Below are 17,587 nucleotides of genomic sequence, written 5' to 3' on the forward strand. Positions count from 1 at the left end.
GTCGACCACGTGCGCCGCAGGTCAACGAGGGTTCCTCAGCTGTCAACGGCATCCGGATGACGGCACTGGGCACCGTCCCCGGCGGGCGGGATGATGGACTCCGACGGACGCGCCGGTCAGGGGGGAGCAGCGGCCGATGAGGGTGTGCGTGATCGGGGCGGGTCCCGGAGGGATCGTCAGCGCCAAGGTGTTGCTGGAGCACGGCTTCGAGGTCACGGTCTTCGACAAGTACCGGCGGGTCGGGGGGATCTGGTCGCCCGGTGGCTGCTACGACGGCCTGGCCAACCAGTCGGCGCTGCGCCTGTTCGAGTTCGCGGACCTGCCCAACCGGCTGCGCTTCGCCGGCGCGGTGGACACCCAGCGCTACCTGGAGCGCTACGCGGAGACCTTCGGCGTGCTGGACCGCGTCCGGCCGGGTACCGAGGTGGTCTCCGTCCGGCCGGTGGACGGACCGGGCCGAACGGGCGCTTCGGGCTGGGTGGTCGACTCACGGCCGGTCGACGACGAGACCGCGCCGGTGCGCCGCGAGACGTTCGACCACGTCGTCGTCGCCAGCGGGGCGCACCACCACACCCGAGTGCCCGACCTGCCCGGACGCGCGTCGTTCCGCGGGACCGTGCTGCACTCCAACGACGTGCGCGCCGGGACGTTCGCCGGTCGGCGCGTGGTCGTGGTGGGTGGCGGCAAGTCGGCGTTGGACCTGGCCACCCGTGCCGCGCGCGAAGCCGCCTCGGCCACGCTCGTGCAGCGCAAGGTGAACTGGATGATCCCCGAACGGCTGCTGTTCGGCACGGTCGGCTACCGGTGGATCCTGTTCACCCGGCTCGGCGAAGCGCTCCTGCCCCGCTACCACGACCCGGCCTGCGTCCGCCCGATCGACCGGCTCCACGACCGGGTCAAGCGGGTGCTGTGGTGGTTCGTCACCCAGGACATGCTGCTGTCCGCGGGGTTCCTCCGGCTGCCCAAGCGGCTGCGGCCCGCGCGACCGCTGCCCTTCCACCTGGCACACGCGGGCGTCATGCCGCGGGGGTACGTGAGCGCCCTTCGCCGAGGCCGGCTCGCCGCCGAGGTCAGCGCCGTCGAGGCGTTCACCGACCGAGGGCTCCGGCTGGCGAGCGGTCGGGAGGTGGCGGCGGACGTCGTCGTGTTCGCCACCGGCCACCACCGGGTCTTCCCGTTCCTGGACCTGCCGGTGCACGACGAGGCCGGGCGGCTTCGGCTGTACCGGGGCATCGTGCCGCCGGGCGTGGACCGGCTGGGGTTCGTCGGGTTCCGCCAGGTCTTCAACAACGTCATGGGCGTGGAACTGACCGCGCACTGGCTGGTCCGCCACTTCCTGAGCACCCTGCGCGTCAAGCCGGACGAAGCGGAGATGCGGCGGGCTGTCGACGCCCGCCTCGACTGGCAGGAACGGGTGTTGCCCGGTACCGGCGGCTACGACTTCGGCCCCTACGACATCCACTGCGCGGACGAGCTGATGCACGACATGGGCCTGCCGTCGCTGCGTACCGGAAACCCGCTGGCCGAGTACCTGCTCCCCGGCGGCGTCGCCCACCGCTACCGGGGCCTGAGCCGGGAGGGCGTGCCGTCCCCCGTGAACGGCACGCCACAGGCCTAGCGCCCGGTCGGGTCGACCAAGTCCCGGTCCAGCCACAGCCCGTCCACGGCCTTGCGCAGCTCCAGGCCGCGCTCCGCCGCCAGCCGCACGGCCGCCAGGTTCTCCTCCAGCTGCGCCACCCGGCTCGCGCCGAACAGCACGGTCGTCACCACGGGGTCGGCCAGGCAGAACGCGATCGCCACCTGCGCCGGGGTGGCGTCGAACCCGGCGGCGACGGCGGCGAGCTCCCGTGCCGCGTCCGCGATCCCGGCCCGGATACCGCCCGGATCCTTGCCGATCACCCGGTCGGGGGTGAGGTTGCCCGCCAGCATCCCGCCCTCCAGCACGTCGGACGCCTGGATCGTCAGCCCCAGCTCCTCCACCAGGCCGCGGAACGGCGCGCCGTCCGGGATCGACCGCCGCACCACGCTGTACTTCAGCTGGGCCATGGTCGGCCCCGGCACGCCCTGCGCCACGGCCGCCGCGTGCGCGGCCCGGATGTGGTCGACCGACCAGTTGTTCACGCCCCACCCGCCGAGCTTGCCCGCCGCGACCAGCTCGCCGAGCCGCGCGGTCAGCAGGGTCAGGTCGGGTTCGAGCCCGAACAGGTCGCCCAGGATCGCGCAGTCCGCCCGGTCCGTGCCGACCCGGAACAGCAGCCGGTCCAGCTGCTCGCCCATCGACCGCGCGGGGAACCCGTTCACCCACAGCTTCGCCGACAGCCGGTATTCCTCGCGGCGCAGGCCCGCGGCCTGCGCGATCCGGCCGAACAGCACGTCGGTGTACGACTCGGGCACCGGCTTGCCGTCGACGCTGAACCCGCCGTAGTACCCGACGTCGAACAGCGTCACGCCCGCGTCCACGGCCCGGCGCACCATGGCCACCGCGTCGTGGAACGGCATCCGGTCGTAGGTGTGCCACGAGCCGAGCGCGAGCACGCCGACCGACGGCCCGTCCCGGCCGATCCGGCGCCGGGGGATGGTCATCGTGCCTCCACGACGGCGAAAGCGGCGCGCAACGCGGCAGCCGCACGGGCATGGGCGTCGGCGGACACCGACAACCGGTCGACCAGCAGGGCGAAGAACCCGTGGATCTGGCCGGCGTACCGGACGAGCGTGACCTGCACGCCGTCGTCCAGCAGCCGGTGCGCGTACTCCTCGCCCTCGTCGCGCAACGGGTCGTACTCGGCGGTCATCACCAGCGCGGGCGGCAGGCCCGCCAGGTGCTCGGCCGCCAGCGGCGCCAGGTACGGGTCGGTCAGGTCCTCGGGCGAGCGCGGGTACTGCCGGAAGAACCACTCCATGCTCTCCCGGCTGAGGAAGTGCCCGGTCCCGTAGTCCACATAGGACCCGCGGTCGCCGGGCGGCGCGGTCACCGGCGCGGCGAGCACCTGCAACGCGATCGGCGGACCGTCGTGGTCGCGCGCCATCAGGCACGCCACCGCGGCCAGGTTGCCGCCCGCGCTCTCACCGCCGACGGCCAGCCGCGAACCGTCCGCGCCGATCTCGGCACCGCACGACGCCACCCACCGCACCGCCGCGTACGCGTCCTCGGCCGCCGCCGGGTAGCGGTGCTCCGGCGCGAGCCGGTAGTCCACCGACACCACCACCATGCCGACCGCGTTGCACAACGCCCGGCAGGTGGACTCGTTCTCGTCCAGCGACCCGATCACCCAGCCACCGCCGTGGAACCACACCAGCACCGGGAACGGCCCGGAGCCGAACGGCGTGTACACGCGCACCGGCAGCGGCCCACCCGGGCCGGGGATGGTCCGGTCGACCACTGCGGCGACCGGTTCCGGGTCGGGAGAGGGCCGCCACGACTCGGCGAAGGCCGCCCGCATCTCGGCGGCCGACAGCGTGATCGGGACCAGCTCGTCCACGGCGTCGATCACCGCCCTGGCCTCAGGGTGCAACGGCATCGGTGCTCTCCTCGTGGTCCGGTCCCGCCCCGAAACGCCGCAGCACGGCGGCCGTGAGGCGGGAGACGTCGTTGTCGTCCTCGTCGTGCGAGAGCGCGCCGCACCAGCCGATGGAGCCGGTGGCGAACACCTCGCCACCACCGGGCGTGCGCAGCAGGGTGAGGTCCGCGCGGCGGCGGTCCACCGAGTCGCTGAGCGGGTGCGGTATCGCGGGACCGGTGTCGCCGGACAGGTACGTGTCACCGAGCATCGCCCGGCCCAGCAGCACTGTCCCCGGCGGACTGCCCAACAACGGGTCGACGCCGTCGGTCTCGAACGACGCCGCACCGCCCAGCACCGCGCCGAACGCGCCCAGCGGGCGGTCCCGGTCCAATCCCTCCAGCAGCGGGTGGTCACCCACCAGCACGTACGACCCGCCGGTCCGCATCCCGGCCGCGGTGGTGCCGATCCCGAACAGCCGGTGCGGCGCGCGACCGCGTTCCTGCCACAGCCCGCCCGGCTCGTCGGTGGCCGCCAGCACCAGCTCGCCGGGCTCGCTCTCCCACGTCCGCACGCCCGCGTAACCGCGCCGCAGCTCGGCCACGTGCGGCTGCCGCGGATCGATCCCGGTCACCCAGTACGCGCCGTTGCCGCCGAGGTAGCCCAGGTTGCCGCCACCGTCGAGGTAGCCCAGGTTGCCGCCACCGTCGAGGTACGCGCCGACCGCGTCCAGCATCGCGCCGGTCCAGTACTCCGGGTGGGAGCCGGTGACGACGGCCGCGTACCCCTCGAGCGCGGCCACGCCGTCGGCGTGCAGGTCGTGATCGGTCAGCACGTCGAACGCGAACCCCCGCCGCCGCAGCCAGCCGACCAGGTGCAGGTCCTCGCTGTACTGGTGCGGCGAACGCGTGTACCGGAACACGTGATCGTCCCGCATGCCCAGCAGCGGGCGGCGCAGCGACGCGGTGGCCACGCCGCTGCCGTCGGTGTGCCGGTCGTACAGGCTGTGCAGCGTGTTGTCCCGTGCGAACGGCACGGCGACCTCGGCCGGGTCCTCCGCCGCGAACGGCTGGTGCAGGTGGTCCAGCGCGTACGCGAGGTAGCTCAACGTCGGCACGAGGAACGCCAGCCGCGCGGTGCGCACGACCGGCCGCACGAAGAACGGCAGCCGGTCCACGCCCTCGGTCGTGGCCAGCTCGACCGCGTAGCAGCCGCCGGGCAGGTCGTCGGGCAGCGGCACGGTCAGCACCGGGTCCCAGCCGCAGTCGGCCAGGTCGTCGGAGTGGAAGTGCACCGCCGCGTACCCGGCGTCGGCGTGCCGCCAGTCCAGCACGTCGCCCGACCAGTCGTGCCCGGTCACGCCGCGCAGCGGGTGGTTGACCACCGTGCCGTGCCGACCGTCGACCACGTCGAGCAGCCGGTCGCCGCCGATGTCGCGGGACAGGTCCCAGTGCGCCCGCGCACCGAGCCGCCAGGCGGGCGACGACGCGGTCAGCGCGTCCACGTCCGGCGGCACGTCGGTGAACACGGACGGCCCGAGCTTGCCGTCGAAGTGCCCGACCCGCCCGCCGTCCACCCGGCGTGCGGCGAACAGCAGCGGCACGTCACCGGCGAGCAGCGGACCGGCGGACACGGTCGTCGCGACCGTCGCCGCGTCCTCGTCGGCGAGCCTGGCCCGGGGCCGCACCTCCAGCCGCGCGCCGTCCGGCCCGTACCCGCCGACGAGCAGGTACCAGCGGCGCGGGCGCAGCACCGGACCCGGCACGCGCACCACGCCGTTGGCGGTGCGCACGGCGAACTCCACCGTGCCGTCGGCGAGCAACGCCAGCTCCGCGTGCGGTCCGGAGGCCGCGTCACCCTGGCTGAGCAGGCCCGCGCGGTCCGGCGGCAGGGCCGTCGGCCACACCCACACGGTGAACGCCACGGTCGTGCGCAGCGCGGGCGGACGCGGCACGGCGCCGTACGAGCCGCGGTCGAAGTCCTGGTGCGGCACGGAGATCCGGTCCGGCACGTCGACGTCGACCGGCGTGCGGACGGGTGCCACGCCGTCGTGGTCCATGCGCAGCACCCGACGCGCGCGTCGGGCGTCGTCGCGCTGGCGTGCACGGTGATCCGCTCGCCCGGCCGCGCGGACAACCGGTCGGTGTAGCCCACGACCGGGGCGTGCGTGTGGTCGACCGGCGCCATCTCAACTCCCCAGCAGTTGGCCGCCGTCGACCGGCAGCACGGTTCCGGTGACGTGCGCGGACTGGTCGGACGCCAGCAGCAGCACCAGGGGCACCAGGTCGTCGGTGGTCGCGATGCGGCGCAACGGGATCCGCGCCACCCACGGCGCGCGGACCGCCGGATCGGCCAGGGCGCCCGCGGTCAGCGGCGTCTCCACCGGGCCGGGCGCGACCGCGTTGACCCGGATGCCGTGCGGCGCGAGTTCCAGCGCGGCCGACCTGGTCAGCGCGTTCAGCGCGGCCTTGCTCGCCTCGTAGTGGCCGAGGCCCACGGTCGGCTGGAACGACCCGGCTGAACTGATGTGCACGATCGACCCGCCACGCCCGGCGTCCGCCATCACCTCGCCGACCGCCTGCGTGACCAGGAACGTGCCGCGCACGTTCACCGCCAGCACCGCGTCGAACGTGTCCAGCGGCAGCGTCAGCAGCGGACCGGCACCGCCGACCACGCCCGCCGCGTGCACCAGCTCGCCGACGGCCTTGCCGACCGCGCCGCGCACCGAGTCGTGGTCGCGCACGGCCATCTCCACCGCCAGCCCGCCGATCGCGTTCGCGACCCGTGCGGCGGCGGCGAAGTCCAGGTCCGCCACCACCACCCGGTCGCCCCGCGCCGCCAGCGCGGCCGCGATCGCACCGCCGATACCGCCACCGCCGCCGGTCACCACCGCGACCTGGCCCATCACGCGGCCTCCGCGATCACGACGCGCGGGCTGCCGGGCAGGGGACGGGTCTCCAGCACCTTCCAACCGGTGTCGGCCAGCCACCCGTGCACCTCGCCCTCCGGGTAGACCACCGTCCCGTCGATGACCAGGTACTCGCCGGCCAGCACGGGATCGAGCCGCCGCGCGTCCTCGGCCAGCAGCAGGAAGTCCAGCACCAGCAGTCGCCCGCCGGGGTCGACGACGTCCCGTGCGGCGCGCAGGAACGCCTTGTTCCGCTCGGGGTCGAACCGGTGGATCACGTGCTCCAGCAGCACCGCGTCGTAGCGACCGGGCACGGGGTCGGTCAGCGGGTCGGCTTCGTGCAACGTGATCCGGTCGGCCAGCTCCGCCGGGACCGAGCCCTCGACCAGGTCGAGGAACTCACGCGTGCCGACGAACGCGCCGGTCAGCTTCGGGTGCCGGGCCGCGGCCTCGGTCAGGAACGCGGTGGACAGCCCGCCGAGGTCCAGCACGCGCCGGTGCGGCCGGAAGTCGTAGTGCTCGGCGAGCATCACCGCGTGCAGCGAGTTGTAGGTCTGCACGCCGTTCATGAACACCCCCGTGCGTGCCTCGTCCAGCTCGAACGGTCCGGGCTCGGCGGTGCGCATCGACTGCGTGTAGTGCTGCCAGTGCGGGTAGCTGAGCGCGTCCCAGAACGCCAGGAACGGCCGCAGGTCCAGCCCGCGCCGCCCGGCCAGGTAGGTCGAGGTCGCCGCGGTGTTGCGGTAGCGGCCGTCCGCGTGCTCCAGCAGGCCGAGGCCCACCATCGCGTCGGCCAGGATGCGGGCCGAGCACTCCGGCAGCTCGGCGCGTTCGGCCAGCTCCAGCACGGTCGCCGGGCCGAGGTCCAGCGCGGCGAACACGCCCAGCTCGCTCGCGGCGAACAGCTGCTTGGCGGCCATGAACCCGGTCGCGACCGCCACCAGCGGCGTCGGGTCGGTCATCAGGTGTCTCCTAGTCCAGTCCGGGGTCGACGACGGCCTTGACCGCGGCCATCGACGCCATGTCCCTGATCGCCCGCTCCGCGCCGGACAGGCCGACCGGCGGGGAGAACAGGGCGTCGAAGTCGAAGCGGTCGGCGAACGCCGAGAGGAAGCGCAGCGCGCGGGCCAGGTCGCCGACGTCGCCGTTGAGCGAGCCGACGACTTTCAGCTCGCGGCCCATCACCACGTCCATCGGCACGGGCGCGGGGTTCGGGCCGGCCAGCCCGACCACGACGTGCGTGCCGCGCCGTGCGCACATCAGCACGCCTTCGCGGTTGGCCGTGGGCGCGCCCGCGAAGTCCAGCACCAGGTCCGCGCCCCGCGCGCCGGTCAGCTCCTCGACCTGCGCGACGCGCTCGTCCGGGTCGGTCACGTCGGTGACGTCGATCGTGGCGTCGGCGCCGAACCCCGCGGCCAGCGCGAGCCGGTTGGCCGGACCGCCGAGGGTGATCACCTGCCCGGCACCGGACGCCCGCGCGTACGCCGTGGCGACCAGCCCCAACGGTCCCGCGCCCTGCACCACGACCGTGGCGCCGGGCTCGACGCCGCCCGCGTTGGCGAACGCGCGCACCACCGTCTTCACCGCGCAGCCCGCCGACGCCGCCCACGTGTCCGGCAGGTCGTCGGCGAGCACGATCCGGTGCGCGCCCGGCGGCACGTACGCGTACCGCGACAGGCCGCCGATGGCGAACGGCCACCGGTCGGCCCGCTGCGCGAAGCCGTAACCGCGTTCGGCGCACAGCGCCGGCTCGTTCAGCACCGTGCACGCGTGGCAGTGCCCGCACACCGACTCCGACCACACCACCCGGCTGCCGATCTCGACCGGCTTGCCCAGCGCGTCACGCTCCGCGTCCGGGCCGAGCGCGACCACCTCGCCCGCCATCTCGTGGCCGAGGATGACCGGCAGGCCCACGAACGGCATCGCGCCCTGCCACAGGTGCGCGTCCGTGCCGCACAACGTGGTGCGGGTGACGCGCGCGATCGCCGAACCGGGCGGCAGGTCGGCCGGCAGGGGCACGTCCGCGATCTCCAGCGGCCCGGCGAACTCCCGCAGCACGGCCGCGCGGGTCACCTCGGGGCGCATGCCGCCTCCCGACTGTGCTCGGCGATGAACGCCAGGACCCGCCGCCACGCGTCCGCCGCGTTGTCGGCCTGGTCGGGCAGCGCGCCGTCGAAGAACGAGTGCGGCGCGCCCTCGTACAGGCGGAACTCGTGCGGCACACCGGCTTCGGCCAGTTCCCGGTCGAAGGCGAAGTTGTCCTCGACCGTCGTGAGCTGGTCCGCGCCCGCCGCCAGCACCAGCAGCGGAACGCGCATCCGCGGGATCAGCTCACGGCACTCGGCGGGCCTGCCGTAGAAGCCGATCGCGTCGGCCAGTCGCGGTTCGAGCGCCGACTGGCCCCACGAGATCGCGCCACCCAGGCAGAACCCGACCGTGAACGCCTCCGTGACGCCCAGCGCGAGCAGGTGGTCGACCGCGGCCCGCACGTTCGACAGCACGAGGTCGCGGTCGAGCCGTGCCGCGTGCGCGAACCCGTCGAAGCCCGGTCCTCGCGCGTCGTCGGCGGCGATCCGGCCGTAGTAGTCGAGCACCACGGCGACCACCCCGGCCTCGGCGAACCCGCGTGCCAGGTCCCGGTAGAACTCGTGCGCGCCCCGCACGTCGGGCAGCAGCACGACCCCCGCCCCGGTGGGCTGAGCGGGCACCGTCTGGTAGGTGAGCACCCGGGCGCCGTCGGCGGAGGTGAGGTGCACCTCGCCGGCCGACGCGACCTCACCGGACGGGCCCGGTGGGGCGGGTGGGCGCGAGTCATCGGCGTGACACATGGACGTTCCTCTCGAAGGGTGTCAGGCGACGGAGTCCCAGCGGTCCCCGCGCCGCGTCCACAGCAGGACGGCGAGGATCACCAGGAACGGCAGGACGCCGCGGTACTGCTGCAGCGCGGTCACGGTGCTGGCCAGGCCTTGGAGCACGCCGAGCGCGACACCGCCCGCGAACGTCCAGGCGAAGCTGCGGAACCCGCCGACCAGCGCGGCGGCCAGCGCGGGCGTGATGAGCAGGGCCTGCGAGCCGAAGTCGCTGGCCAGCTGCGGTGCGACGATCATGATCGCCAACGCGCCCGCGGCACCGGCCACGCCCCACACCACCATCGACAGCCGCGGCACCCGCACGCCGATCAGCTCGGCCGTCGTGGGCCGTTCCGACAGCGCCCGCAGCAGCAGGCCGATCCGGGTGTGCTTGAGCAGCACGGTCGGCAGCACCGCGAACAGCACGGCCAGGACCATGGTCACCACCGCGGTCCACGTGACGACCACGCCGCCCACCGTCGCGGCCGGCGCGTCGAACGGGCTGGGGAACCGGTGCGGGTGCTGCGCGCCGAACAGCCGCAGGCCCACCGCGACGAGCCCGGTGTAGACCGCGATCGTGACCGCGGCCTTCACCCCTTCGCCCGCCTCGGAGAACCAGCGCACCATCACCACGCCCAGCCCCATGTGCAGCACGGCGGCGAACGCCAGGCCCGCCGGCACCGCGAGCACCAGCGGCAGCCCCTGTTCGTGCAGCACGACCATGGCGAAGGCGCCGAACGCGCCCACGGCGGCCTGCGCGAAGTTGACCACCGCGACGAGCCGGTAGGTGAGCAGGGTGGACAGGCCCATCAGGGCGTAGGCGCCGCCGGTGGCGAGCCCCGCGATGGCCGCGGACAGTTGCAGCACGGCGTTCCCCCTAGTCGGGCACGGTGATGAACGTGTCGTCCACGACCACCCAGCGCAGGCCGGTGAGGCGGACGATCTTCGACGCCTGGTTGGGCGCGTGGCCCTCGCCCGGCCCGAACACGAACGGGCTGCCGAGCATCGGGTCCTCGATCGGCGTCATGTCGCGCAGCGCCGCGTTGACGGTGTCCCGGTTGATCTCGCCCCGGATGGTCTTGAGCACCTCGACCATGAACGTCGCCGCCAGGTAGCCGCCCTGGGAGAACGCGGTCGCCTGCGCGTCGGCCCGCGTCACGGTGTCGCGCCAGCCCTTGTTGGCCAGGCTGTCGGACGTGAACGGCTCGAACTCGCTGCCCGCGTACACGTTCAGGCCGAGGCTGCCGACCGCCTTGGCCACGCTGTCGGTGTAGGCGGGGGCGAGCAGCAGGAAGTCCACGTCGGTCATGCCCTGCGTCTTCGCCGCCTGCAGCCACGGCACGACCAACTGCTCGGCCGGGTTGAACAGGATCGCGTCGCAACCCGCCTGCTTGGCCTTGAGCAGGTACGGCGTGAGGTCGCCGCTCTGCTGCACGGTCATGTCGTTGACCTTCAGCTGCTGCCCGCTGAGCTGCTCCCAGCGCTCCAACGCGCCCTTGACCGCGTCCTCCGAGCCGGGCAGCACGACGGTGAAGTTGCACACCGCCTTGGCGCCGAGCTTCTGCGAGGCGTGCAGCAGCACGGCCGTCATCAGGGTGAACGGGCCGACGTTGACGGGCGCGATGTTGGGGCTCTGGAAGCACTTCGGGCTCGCCGCCACCGCCATCACCGAGCTGATGCCCGACTGCCGGTAGAACGCGTCGTTGACGTCGCAGTCGGTGAAGCTCGCCGAGCCCGCCATCGCGACCACGCCCGCGGCCTGCAGCTCCCGGGCCACCTGGGCGGTGCGTTGCGGGTTGCCCGCGTCGTCCTTGACGATGAACTCGATCTTCTTGCCGTTGACGCCGCCCGCCTCGTTGGCGTCGTCGAACACCCGTTGCGCGGTCTTGACGACCTCGGCGGTGATGAAGTTGCCGGTCAGCCCGGCGATCGCGCCGATGCGGACGGTGTCGTCGGCGCCGGCGTCGCCGCAGCCGGCCAGCGCGAGCGTGACGGCGACCGCGAGCGTGACGGCCTTGGGTCGGTCTCTCATCAGCTGTTCCCTTCGGGGGAGTGGGCAGGTGCGCCGAGGTACGCGGCGACCACGGCGGGATCGGCCAGCACCTCGTCGGGTGGGCCGGAGGCGATGACCCGGCCGAAGTCCACGACCACGAGCGAGTCGCAGGTGGACCGGACGAGCTCGATGTCGTGCTCGACCAGCAGCACGGTGGTGCCGAAGCGCTCGGGCAGTTCGGCGAGGCGTCGTTGGAGCAGGCGGGTCTCGGTGCTGGAGTGGCCTGCGGCGGGTTCGTCCAGCAGCAGGACCGGCGGGCGTCCGGCGGCGAGCCCGGTGACTTCCAGCAGGCGGCGGGTGGCCACGTCCACGACGTCCATCGGCGTGTCGGCGGTGGGGCACTCGAACAGCGCCAGCTGTTCGTCCACCTCGTCACGGCTCAGCTTCCGCCCGGCCGCGACCCGCAGGAACATGCCGACGGACAGGGCGGTGGGCACGCGGAGCTGCTGGAAGCTGCGGCGCAGCCCGGCGCGGGCCCGGTGGTGGGCGGCGAGGCCGTCGACCGGGCGGCCGTCGAGCAGCACCGTGCCGTCGTAGCGGGCGGTGAAGCCGGTGACGGCGTTGATGAGGGTGGACTTGCCCGCGCCGTTCGGGCCGACCAGCCCGACCACGTGGCCCTTCGGCACGACCAGGTCCACGCCGTCCACCGCGGTCAACGCACCGAACCGCACCCGCAGGCCGCGCACTTCGAGGGCGGCCGGCGCGGTGCCTGAGCGGTGAATTCGGGTGCTCTGGACGTTGGACTCCCGCGTCGTGGACGTTGGACTCTCGCGGTTGGCGGGGTGGGCCCGCTTGCGGCGGCGGGAGGCGCGGAGCAGGTCGGTCTGGCTGCCGCCCAGGCGCAGGACCTGGATGGCGCCGATGCCGAAGAACAGCGCACTGAGGTCCTGCGGGACCCCCAGGGCGTCGATGAGCACCGGGAAGACCGCGCCGATCAGGCCGCCCGCGATCGCGCCCTCGATGTTGTTCGTGCCGACGAACAGGGCGATCGCGAAGAACGACACCGAGGCGAACGTGGCGAAGTTGCCCGCCGCGACCACCCCGAGCTGCCCGGCCATCAGCCCGCCGCCGACACCCGCGACGAACGCGCTCAGCGCGAACGCGGTCAGCTTGCCCCGCGCCACGCTGATGCCGTGCGCGGCGGCGGCCCGCTCGGAGTGCCGGATCTCCACCAACGCGCCACCCGCGCGGCTGCGGTCCAGGAACCACAGACCGACGAAGATCGCGGTGACGACGGCGACGGTGAACACGAAGTACCCGCTGTCGTCGGTGAACCCGGCCGGTCGCCGCACGAAGTCGAACGTGTCCTGACCGGGGAACGCGATGCCGGTGAACACGACGTCCAGCGCGGTGGCGAAGGCGAACGTGGCCACCGCCAGGTTCACCCCGCGCAGCCGCAGCGCCGGCAGCCCGATCACCAGGCCCGCGACCACGGCGGCCAGCCCGCCCAGCGGCAGCCACGCGTAGAACCCGCCGGGCACGTCGGCGACGTTCGCCCAGCCGACCACCCACGCGCCGATCGCGGCGAAGCTGAGCTGGCACAGCGAGATGACACCGGCGCGGCCGGTGATCAGGCCGTAGCTCTGCATGAACACCGTGGTCACGGCCGCGCCGGTGAGCAGGAACGTCACGTAGCTGGAGGCGAACCCGGCCACGCCGAAGGCGACCGCCGCGGCGGCGGCCAGCCCGAGCACCAGGGGGTTGCGGACGGCAGTTCCCACGTCAGGCTCCGCTCTCGGGAGGTGTCTCGCCCAGGTACAGCGCCCGGAGCAGGTCTTCGTCGGCACGCAGTTCGGCCACGTCACCGGAGAACACGACCTCGCCCCGTGCCATCACGTAGGCGCGGTCGGCGATGCCGAGCGCGAGCGCGGCGAACTGCTCGACCAGCAGCACGCCCACGCCGTCGTCGGCCAGCGCCCGCACGGCCGTCGCCAGCCGTTCGACCACGATCGGGGCCAGGCCCAGCGACATCTCGTCGACCAGCAGGAACCTCGGCTCGCCCAGCCGCGCCCGGCCGACCACCAGCATCTGCTGCTCGCCGCCCGACAGCAGGCCCGCGGGCGCGTCCAGCTGCTTGCGCAGTTCCGGGAACAGCTCCAGCACCCGGTCGGGACGTCGACCGGACCGGCCCGCGGCGCGCAGGTTGTCCAGCGTCGACAGCTCGCGGAACACCGCGCGGTCCTGCTCGACGTGCGCGAGCCCGGCCCGCGCCCGCCGCCAGGCCCGCAACCGGTCGATCCGCTCGTCGCCGAGCCTGATCTCGCCCGACGACAGCGAGATCGCGCCGGAAACGCCTTCCAGCAGCGTCGTCTTGCCCGCGCCGTTCGCGCCCAGCAACACGGTCACCGCGCCTTGGTCGACCCGCAGCGACACGCCGCGCACGACGGGCAGCCCGGCCCGGTCGACCGATACGTCCTCAATGGACAAGACACTCACGGATCCACCGTCCTGTCAGCACTGGTGGGGTGGTCGGCACAGCGTGGTCCGAGAGGGGTGGTCGGCCGGTCCGTAGAAATACCGAATTGCCCGACGAAGACCGGCGGAACAGGCGCTGACCTGCTAATGGGCAGCACTGAGCGCCCGAGGTCGGTCGACCTCGGGCGCTCGGGAGCGATCTATCAGATGATCAGTGCTCGCATTCGCAGGCCCCCGGCGGGCAGTGCGCGCAGGCGGCGAGGTCGGGCAGGTCCAGCGCCGGGTTGCGGTCGCAGAAACCCAGCGGCCGCAACCGGAAACCGCTGCGGTCGACCGGCATCACGGGCCAGTCCTCCGGCCGGGGCAGGTGCGTCGGCCCGAACACGTGCCACAGCACCACGTCGGTGTCCACCAAGTCGCGGTCCCGGGCCGTCCACGCGGGCAGCCCGGCACCACCGGGGTGCTGGTTGGGGTGGTCGCCCGCGGGGAACCGCTCGTCCTCGGCGAACCGGGTCACCCACAGGTGCCGGGTGGCGAACGCGGCCCGGCCCGCCACGCTCGACCCCTCCTGCGCCAGCAGCGTCGGCCCCGGCGACGGCACGAGCTGGTAGGCGCGCGGCTTGCCGAGCCGGTTGCGGCTCTCCGCGCTGCGCACCACCCACGTGCGGCCGCGCGCGGTGTCGGCGGTGCGCGCGGCGACCGACTCCCGCTCCAGCACGGTGCCACGGGTGGTGAACGCGTTGCCGCGCGGGTTGTCCGCCCGGTCGGCAGGCCTACGAAGTCGACCTCCTCGACCGTGTTCGCCACGCCCGCCACCTCGACGTCGAGCCGGGCGCAGAACAGGTGCTGGTGCACCGGCGCGACCAGGCCCGGCGGGCCCGGTGCCGCGTACCGCGACTCCGGGCCGGTGCGCGCGGACGGCGTCCTTGGCCGGCTCCACCGGCAGCACGCACGGGAACCGGGTCGTGTCGCCGACCAGGCCCGCCGCCACGAGCGCGGCGCGGACCCGGCCGAACTCGTCGGCGGTGAGCGGGTCGAGCGGGTGCCGGGTGTCGGTCATGACCGCAGTATCCGGCCGCGGCCGGCAGCACCGCTTGGTCGCCGGCGCACCGGCGTTGACCGGCAGCGAACGTGCGCGGGAAGCCAACCGGCGGGCGTCGGGGGACAAGACCAGCGGTGCGTCGCGCGATGAGACTCGCGACCATGTCGACGGGTTACGCGTACCACGAGCTGTACGGCTGGCACGACACCGGCACGCACGCCGGCCTGCTGCCCGCCGACCCGCGCCGCGGCCTGCAGCCGCACCGGCACTTCGAGAACGCCGAGGCCAAGCGCCGAGTGCACGAGCTCGTGGTGGCCACCGGCCTGGTCGACCGGCTCGTCCGGATCGCGCCACGGCCCGCCACCGACGACGAGATCCTGCTCGTGCACAGTCAGGAGTACCTCGATCGGCTGACGTCGTTGAACGGCAGCGGTGGTGACGCGGGCGACGGCGGCAGCCCGTTCGGCCCGGGTGGGCTGGACATCGCGCGGCTGGCCGCGGGCGGGGTCGTGGAGGCCGTCACGGCGGTCGTGGAGGGGCGTGTGGACAACGCCTACGCGCTGGTCCGGCCGCCGGGCCACCACGCGCTGCGCGACACCGGCATGGGGTTCTGCCTGCTGGGCAACATCGCCATCGCGGCGGCGGCCGTGCGGCTCACCCACGGTGTCGAGCGCATCGCCGTGGTCGACACCGACGTGCACCACGGCAACGGCACGCAGGCCGCGTTCGCCGACGATCCCGCCACGCTGACCGTGTCCGTGCACCAGGACCGGGTGTTCCCACCCGACTCCGGGCACGTCACCGAACGCGGCCCGGCCGTGCTCAACCTGCCGTTGCCGCCGGGCACCGGCAACGGCGGCTACCTGGAGGCGGTGCGCCGGGTCGTGCTGCCCGCGCTGCGCCGGTTCCGGCCGGACCTGGTCCTGGTCGCGGCCGGGTTCGACGCCAACGCGGTCGACCCGCTGGCCCGGATGATGGTCACCGCGTCCGGGTACCGGGAGATCGCCCGGCTGCTGGTCGACTCGGCGGGGGAGCTGTGCGGCGGGCGGATCGCGTTCGCGCACGAAGGCGGCTACGACCCGGTGTACGTGCCGTTCTGCGCGCACGCCGTGATCGAGGTGCCGGCCGGGGTGACCGACCCGTTCCCGGACCCGTTCGAGGCGAACTTCGACCACCTGGGGCAACAGGAGCTGCAACGGCACCAGGAGGCGGCGATCGCGGCGGCGGAGGCGCTGCTGCCCGAGGTGCCGATGGGGTGAGTGGATCTCATCCTTCCGATATCTCGACCCCGTTCGGCGGTGCCGCCTACGGTTCGTCGCATGGCTTACGGCAAGGCTCTGCGCGAGGCCGTCGCGGCTCCCGGCACCACACCGCTGATCGGCGTGTTCGACATGCTGTCGGCGTCGATCGCGGCCCGGCACTACGACGGGCTGTTCGTCTCCGGGTTCGGCTTCTCCGCCTCGCACTACGGCCTGCCCGACGTCGGCTTCATCGCCTGGCCGGACGTGGTCGGGTTCGTCCAGCGGATGCGCCTGGCGCTGCCCCGGCACCACCTGCTGGTCGACATCGACGACGGGTACACCGACCCCGAGGTGGCCTGCCAGGTGGTCCGCGCGCTGGAGCAGGTCGGCGCGTCCGGCGTGATGCTGGAGGACCAGCAGCGGCCGCGCCGGTGCGGCCACACCGAGGGCAAGCGGGTGCTGCCGCTGGAGCAGTACCTGGAGAAGCTGGACCTCGTGCTGGCGACCAGGACCGACCTGGTCGTGGTGGCGCGGACCGACGCCACCGACGAGGAGGAGATGCTGCGCCGGGCCGCCGCGTTCGCCGAGACCGACGCCGACGTCATCCTGGTCGAGGGCATGCCGTCGGTCGATGTGATCCGCCGGGTGCGGCAGGCGGTGGGCGGCAAGGCGCTGCTGTTCAACCAGATCGCGGGCGGCAAGTCGCCGAAGCTGTCGCTGCGCGAGCTGACCGGGCTGGGCGTCGATGTGGCGATCTACAGCACGCCGTGCCTGTTCGCCGCGCACGCCGCCATCGAGGACGCGATGGTGCGGCTCAAAGAAGACGACGGAGTGCTGCCGGACGACTCGATCCACGTCGCCGAGTCGCAGGCCCTGCTGGAGCACAACATCAGCCGCCACCACGACGTGCCCGCGCCGCGCGCGTCACAGCCCGCCCTGACCCGCTGAACCGCGGGTCAGCCGGGGTCGCCGCGCCGCTTGCGGTGCACGACCCAGGCGAAGTCGACGATCAGGCCGACCACGATCACGCCCAGCAGCACCGCCAGCCACGTCAGCCCCGCGCGCACGCACAGCACCGCGGCCACGCCGTTGAACACGACGCCGAACCCGGCCAGCCACAGCCGCAGGGTCAACGCGCTGCGCGGCGGCGCCGGAGGTGGCAGGTCGTCGTCCGGGTGACCGGGACCGGTCACGTCCGCCACTCCTCCTGCCAGCCGTGGTGCGTCTCGTAGGCGGCGGCGAGCAGCAGGAGCGCCGACCGGTCGGACCCGCCCTCGACCTCCGCGCGCAGCCACCGCGCCTTCTCGGCGAACGGCACGGGTGCGTGTTTCTGCTGGGTGTGCGCCTCGCCGGGCACGAGCAGCAGCTCCCGGTCGTCGTCGGACCGCAGGATCGCCAGCCGTCCCCGGCGCTCGGCCTCGTCCAGCAGCGGCAGCTCCTCGCGGGCCAGCCGCTCCTCGTCCTCTGCCAGCCGGTCCAGCACGAACCGGCGCAGGTCCTCATCCGACAGTCGGTTCGGCTCCACGTCCATGGCCCTGGGGTATCCACTCCCACCCCGGCCACACGTCGCAGCGTGCGGGTG

General features: G+C 73.6%; 16 protein-coding genes and 2 pseudogenes. 3 read left to right on the plus strand and 15 right to left on the minus strand.

Features of this window, described 5'->3' with window-relative positions; all coding sequences use genetic code 11:
* The first annotated feature begins 136 nt into the window (after nucleotides 1-136).
* Nucleotides 137-1,618, plus strand: a complete 1,482-nt coding sequence (locus A6A25_RS22385) for a flavin-containing monooxygenase (RefSeq protein WP_073892951.1) — start codon at nucleotides 137-139, stop codon at nucleotides 1,616-1,618.
* On the opposite strand, the gene A6A25_RS22390 is transcribed toward A6A25_RS22385, so the two are convergent.
* From A6A25_RS22390 to A6A25_RS46895, 13 genes and pseudogenes are all read right to left on the minus strand, one after another.
* Nucleotides 1,615-2,583, minus strand: a complete 969-nt coding sequence (locus A6A25_RS22390) for an aldo/keto reductase (protein WP_073892953.1) — start codon at nucleotides 2,581-2,583, stop codon at nucleotides 1,615-1,617. The genes A6A25_RS22385 and A6A25_RS22390 overlap by 4 nt on opposite strands.
* On the minus strand, nucleotides 2,580-3,518 hold the full coding sequence (locus tag A6A25_RS22395; protein ID WP_073892955.1) for an alpha/beta hydrolase: 939 nt from the start codon (nucleotides 3,516-3,518) through the stop codon (nucleotides 2,580-2,582). The genes A6A25_RS22390 and A6A25_RS22395 overlap by 4 nt, the downstream gene beginning before the upstream one ends.
* Nucleotides 3,502-5,556 carry a N,N-dimethylformamidase beta subunit family domain-containing protein gene (locus tag A6A25_RS22400; protein WP_241828846.1) on the minus strand — a complete coding sequence of 685 codons (2,055 nt, stop codon included), beginning with the start codon at nucleotides 5,554-5,556 and terminating at the stop codon, nucleotides 3,502-3,504. The genes A6A25_RS22395 and A6A25_RS22400 overlap by 17 nt, the downstream gene beginning before the upstream one ends.
* 129 nt (nucleotides 5,557-5,685) lie before the next feature.
* Nucleotides 5,686-6,402, minus strand: a complete 717-nt coding sequence (locus tag A6A25_RS22405) for an SDR family NAD(P)-dependent oxidoreductase (RefSeq protein ID WP_073892957.1) — start codon at nucleotides 6,400-6,402, stop codon at nucleotides 5,686-5,688.
* On the minus strand, nucleotides 6,402-7,367 hold the full coding sequence (locus tag A6A25_RS22410; RefSeq protein ID WP_073892959.1) for a methyltransferase: 966 nt from the start codon (nucleotides 7,365-7,367) through the stop codon (nucleotides 6,402-6,404). The genes A6A25_RS22405 and A6A25_RS22410 overlap by 1 nt, the downstream gene beginning before the upstream one ends.
* A 10-nt stretch (nucleotides 7,368-7,377) precedes the next feature.
* Nucleotides 7,378-8,490 (minus strand): zinc-binding dehydrogenase, encoded by a 1,113-nt coding sequence (locus tag A6A25_RS22415; RefSeq protein ID WP_073892961.1) that lies wholly within the window; start codon nucleotides 8,488-8,490, stop codon nucleotides 7,378-7,380.
* Nucleotides 8,475-9,233 (minus strand): dienelactone hydrolase family protein, encoded by a 759-nt coding sequence (locus tag A6A25_RS22420; RefSeq protein WP_073892963.1) that lies wholly within the window; start codon nucleotides 9,231-9,233, stop codon nucleotides 8,475-8,477. The genes A6A25_RS22415 and A6A25_RS22420 overlap by 16 nt, the downstream gene beginning before the upstream one ends.
* A gap of 21 nt (nucleotides 9,234-9,254) precedes the next feature.
* A complete protein-coding gene (locus A6A25_RS22425) occupies nucleotides 9,255-10,121 on the minus strand; it encodes a branched-chain amino acid ABC transporter permease (RefSeq protein WP_073892965.1) in 867 nt (288 codons plus the stop codon).
* Between the two features lie 10 nt (nucleotides 10,122-10,131).
* Entirely contained in the window at nucleotides 10,132-11,286 is a 1,155-nt protein-coding gene (locus A6A25_RS22430; protein WP_073892967.1) for an ABC transporter substrate-binding protein, read from the minus strand.
* The gene (locus A6A25_RS22435) at nucleotides 11,286-13,028 is read right to left on the minus strand and encodes a branched-chain amino acid ABC transporter ATP-binding protein/permease (protein ID WP_073892969.1); all 1,743 of its coding nucleotides are present in this window, start codon (nucleotides 13,026-13,028) and stop codon (nucleotides 11,286-11,288) included. Before A6A25_RS22435 ends, A6A25_RS22430 begins: the two co-directional genes overlap by 1 nt.
* 1 nt (nucleotide 13,029) lies before the next feature.
* Nucleotides 13,030-13,743, minus strand: a complete 714-nt coding sequence (locus tag A6A25_RS22440) for an ABC transporter ATP-binding protein (RefSeq protein WP_073892971.1) — start codon at nucleotides 13,741-13,743, stop codon at nucleotides 13,030-13,032.
* A gap of 190 nt (nucleotides 13,744-13,933) precedes the next feature.
* A pseudogene (locus tag A6A25_RS22445) lies at nucleotides 13,934-14,640 on the minus strand (copper amine oxidase); the annotation flags it as partial.
* Between the two features lie 31 nt (nucleotides 14,641-14,671).
* A pseudogene (locus A6A25_RS46895) lies at nucleotides 14,672-14,782 on the minus strand (hypothetical protein); the annotation flags it as partial.
* A gap of 143 nt (nucleotides 14,783-14,925) precedes the next feature.
* Here A6A25_RS46895 and A6A25_RS22450 point away from each other — a divergent pair.
* Together A6A25_RS22450 and A6A25_RS22455 are read left to right on the plus strand one after the other, a co-directional pair.
* A complete protein-coding gene (locus A6A25_RS22450; protein WP_073892973.1) occupies nucleotides 14,926-16,023 on the plus strand; it encodes a class II histone deacetylase in 1,098 nt (365 codons plus the stop codon).
* 60 nt (nucleotides 16,024-16,083) lie between these two features.
* Nucleotides 16,084-16,953, plus strand: a complete 870-nt coding sequence (locus A6A25_RS22455; RefSeq protein WP_073892975.1) for an isocitrate lyase/PEP mutase family protein — start codon at nucleotides 16,084-16,086, stop codon at nucleotides 16,951-16,953.
* Nucleotides 16,954-16,961: 8 nt separating this feature from the next.
* Here A6A25_RS22455 and A6A25_RS22460 read toward each other — a convergent pair whose 3' ends face one another.
* Both A6A25_RS22460 and A6A25_RS22465 read right to left on the minus strand, forming a co-directional pair.
* The gene (locus A6A25_RS22460; protein ID WP_143193334.1) at nucleotides 16,962-17,198 is read right to left on the minus strand and encodes a DUF6343 family protein; all 237 of its coding nucleotides are present in this window, start codon (nucleotides 17,196-17,198) and stop codon (nucleotides 16,962-16,964) included.
* The gene (locus tag A6A25_RS22465; RefSeq protein WP_073892979.1) at nucleotides 17,195-17,536 is read right to left on the minus strand and encodes a hypothetical protein; all 342 of its coding nucleotides are present in this window, start codon (nucleotides 17,534-17,536) and stop codon (nucleotides 17,195-17,197) included. Before A6A25_RS22465 ends, A6A25_RS22460 begins: the two co-directional genes overlap by 4 nt.
* Nucleotides 17,537-17,587: the final 51 nt, after the last annotated feature.

This window comes from Saccharothrix sp. CB00851 (genome assembly GCF_001905065.1).
Taxonomy (GTDB): Bacteria; Actinomycetota; Actinomycetes; order Mycobacteriales; family Pseudonocardiaceae; genus Actinosynnema.

Bases quoted from the DNA above. Each gene is read 5' to 3' on its own strand.
- A6A25_RS22395 (WP_073892955.1), bottom strand. From the start codon at position 3,518: ATGCCGTTGCACCCTGAGGCCAGGGCGGTGATCGACGCCGTGGACGAG.
- A6A25_RS22455 (WP_073892975.1), top strand. From the start codon at position 16,084: ATGGCTTACGGCAAGGCTCTGCGCGAGGCCGTCGCGGCTCCCGGCACC.
- A6A25_RS22385 (WP_073892951.1), top strand. From the start codon at position 137: ATGAGGGTGTGCGTGATCGGGGCGGGTCCCGGAGGGATCGTCAGCGCC.
- A6A25_RS22390 (WP_073892953.1), bottom strand. From the start codon at position 2,583: ATGACCATCCCCCGGCGCCGGATCGGCCGGGACGGGCCGTCGGTCGGC.
- A6A25_RS22465 (WP_073892979.1), bottom strand. From the start codon at position 17,536: ATGGACGTGGAGCCGAACCGACTGTCGGATGAGGACCTGCGCCGGTTC.
- A6A25_RS22450 (WP_073892973.1), top strand. From the start codon at position 14,926: ATGTCGACGGGTTACGCGTACCACGAGCTGTACGGCTGGCACGACACC.
- A6A25_RS22405 (WP_073892957.1), bottom strand. From the start codon at position 6,402: ATGGGCCAGGTCGCGGTGGTGACCGGCGGCGGTGGCGGTATCGGCGGT.
- A6A25_RS22410 (WP_073892959.1), bottom strand. From the start codon at position 7,367: ATGACCGACCCGACGCCGCTGGTGGCGGTCGCGACCGGGTTCATGGCC.
- A6A25_RS22430 (WP_073892967.1), bottom strand. From the start codon at position 11,286: ATGAGAGACCGACCCAAGGCCGTCACGCTCGCGGTCGCCGTCACGCTC.
- A6A25_RS22400 (WP_241828846.1), bottom strand. From the start codon at position 5,556: ATGGACCACGACGGCGTGGCACCCGTCCGCACGCCGGTCGACGTCGAC.
- A6A25_RS22420 (WP_073892963.1), bottom strand. From the start codon at position 9,233: ATGTGTCACGCCGATGACTCGCGCCCACCCGCCCCACCGGGCCCGTCC.
- A6A25_RS22415 (WP_073892961.1), bottom strand. From the start codon at position 8,490: ATGCGCCCCGAGGTGACCCGCGCGGCCGTGCTGCGGGAGTTCGCCGGG.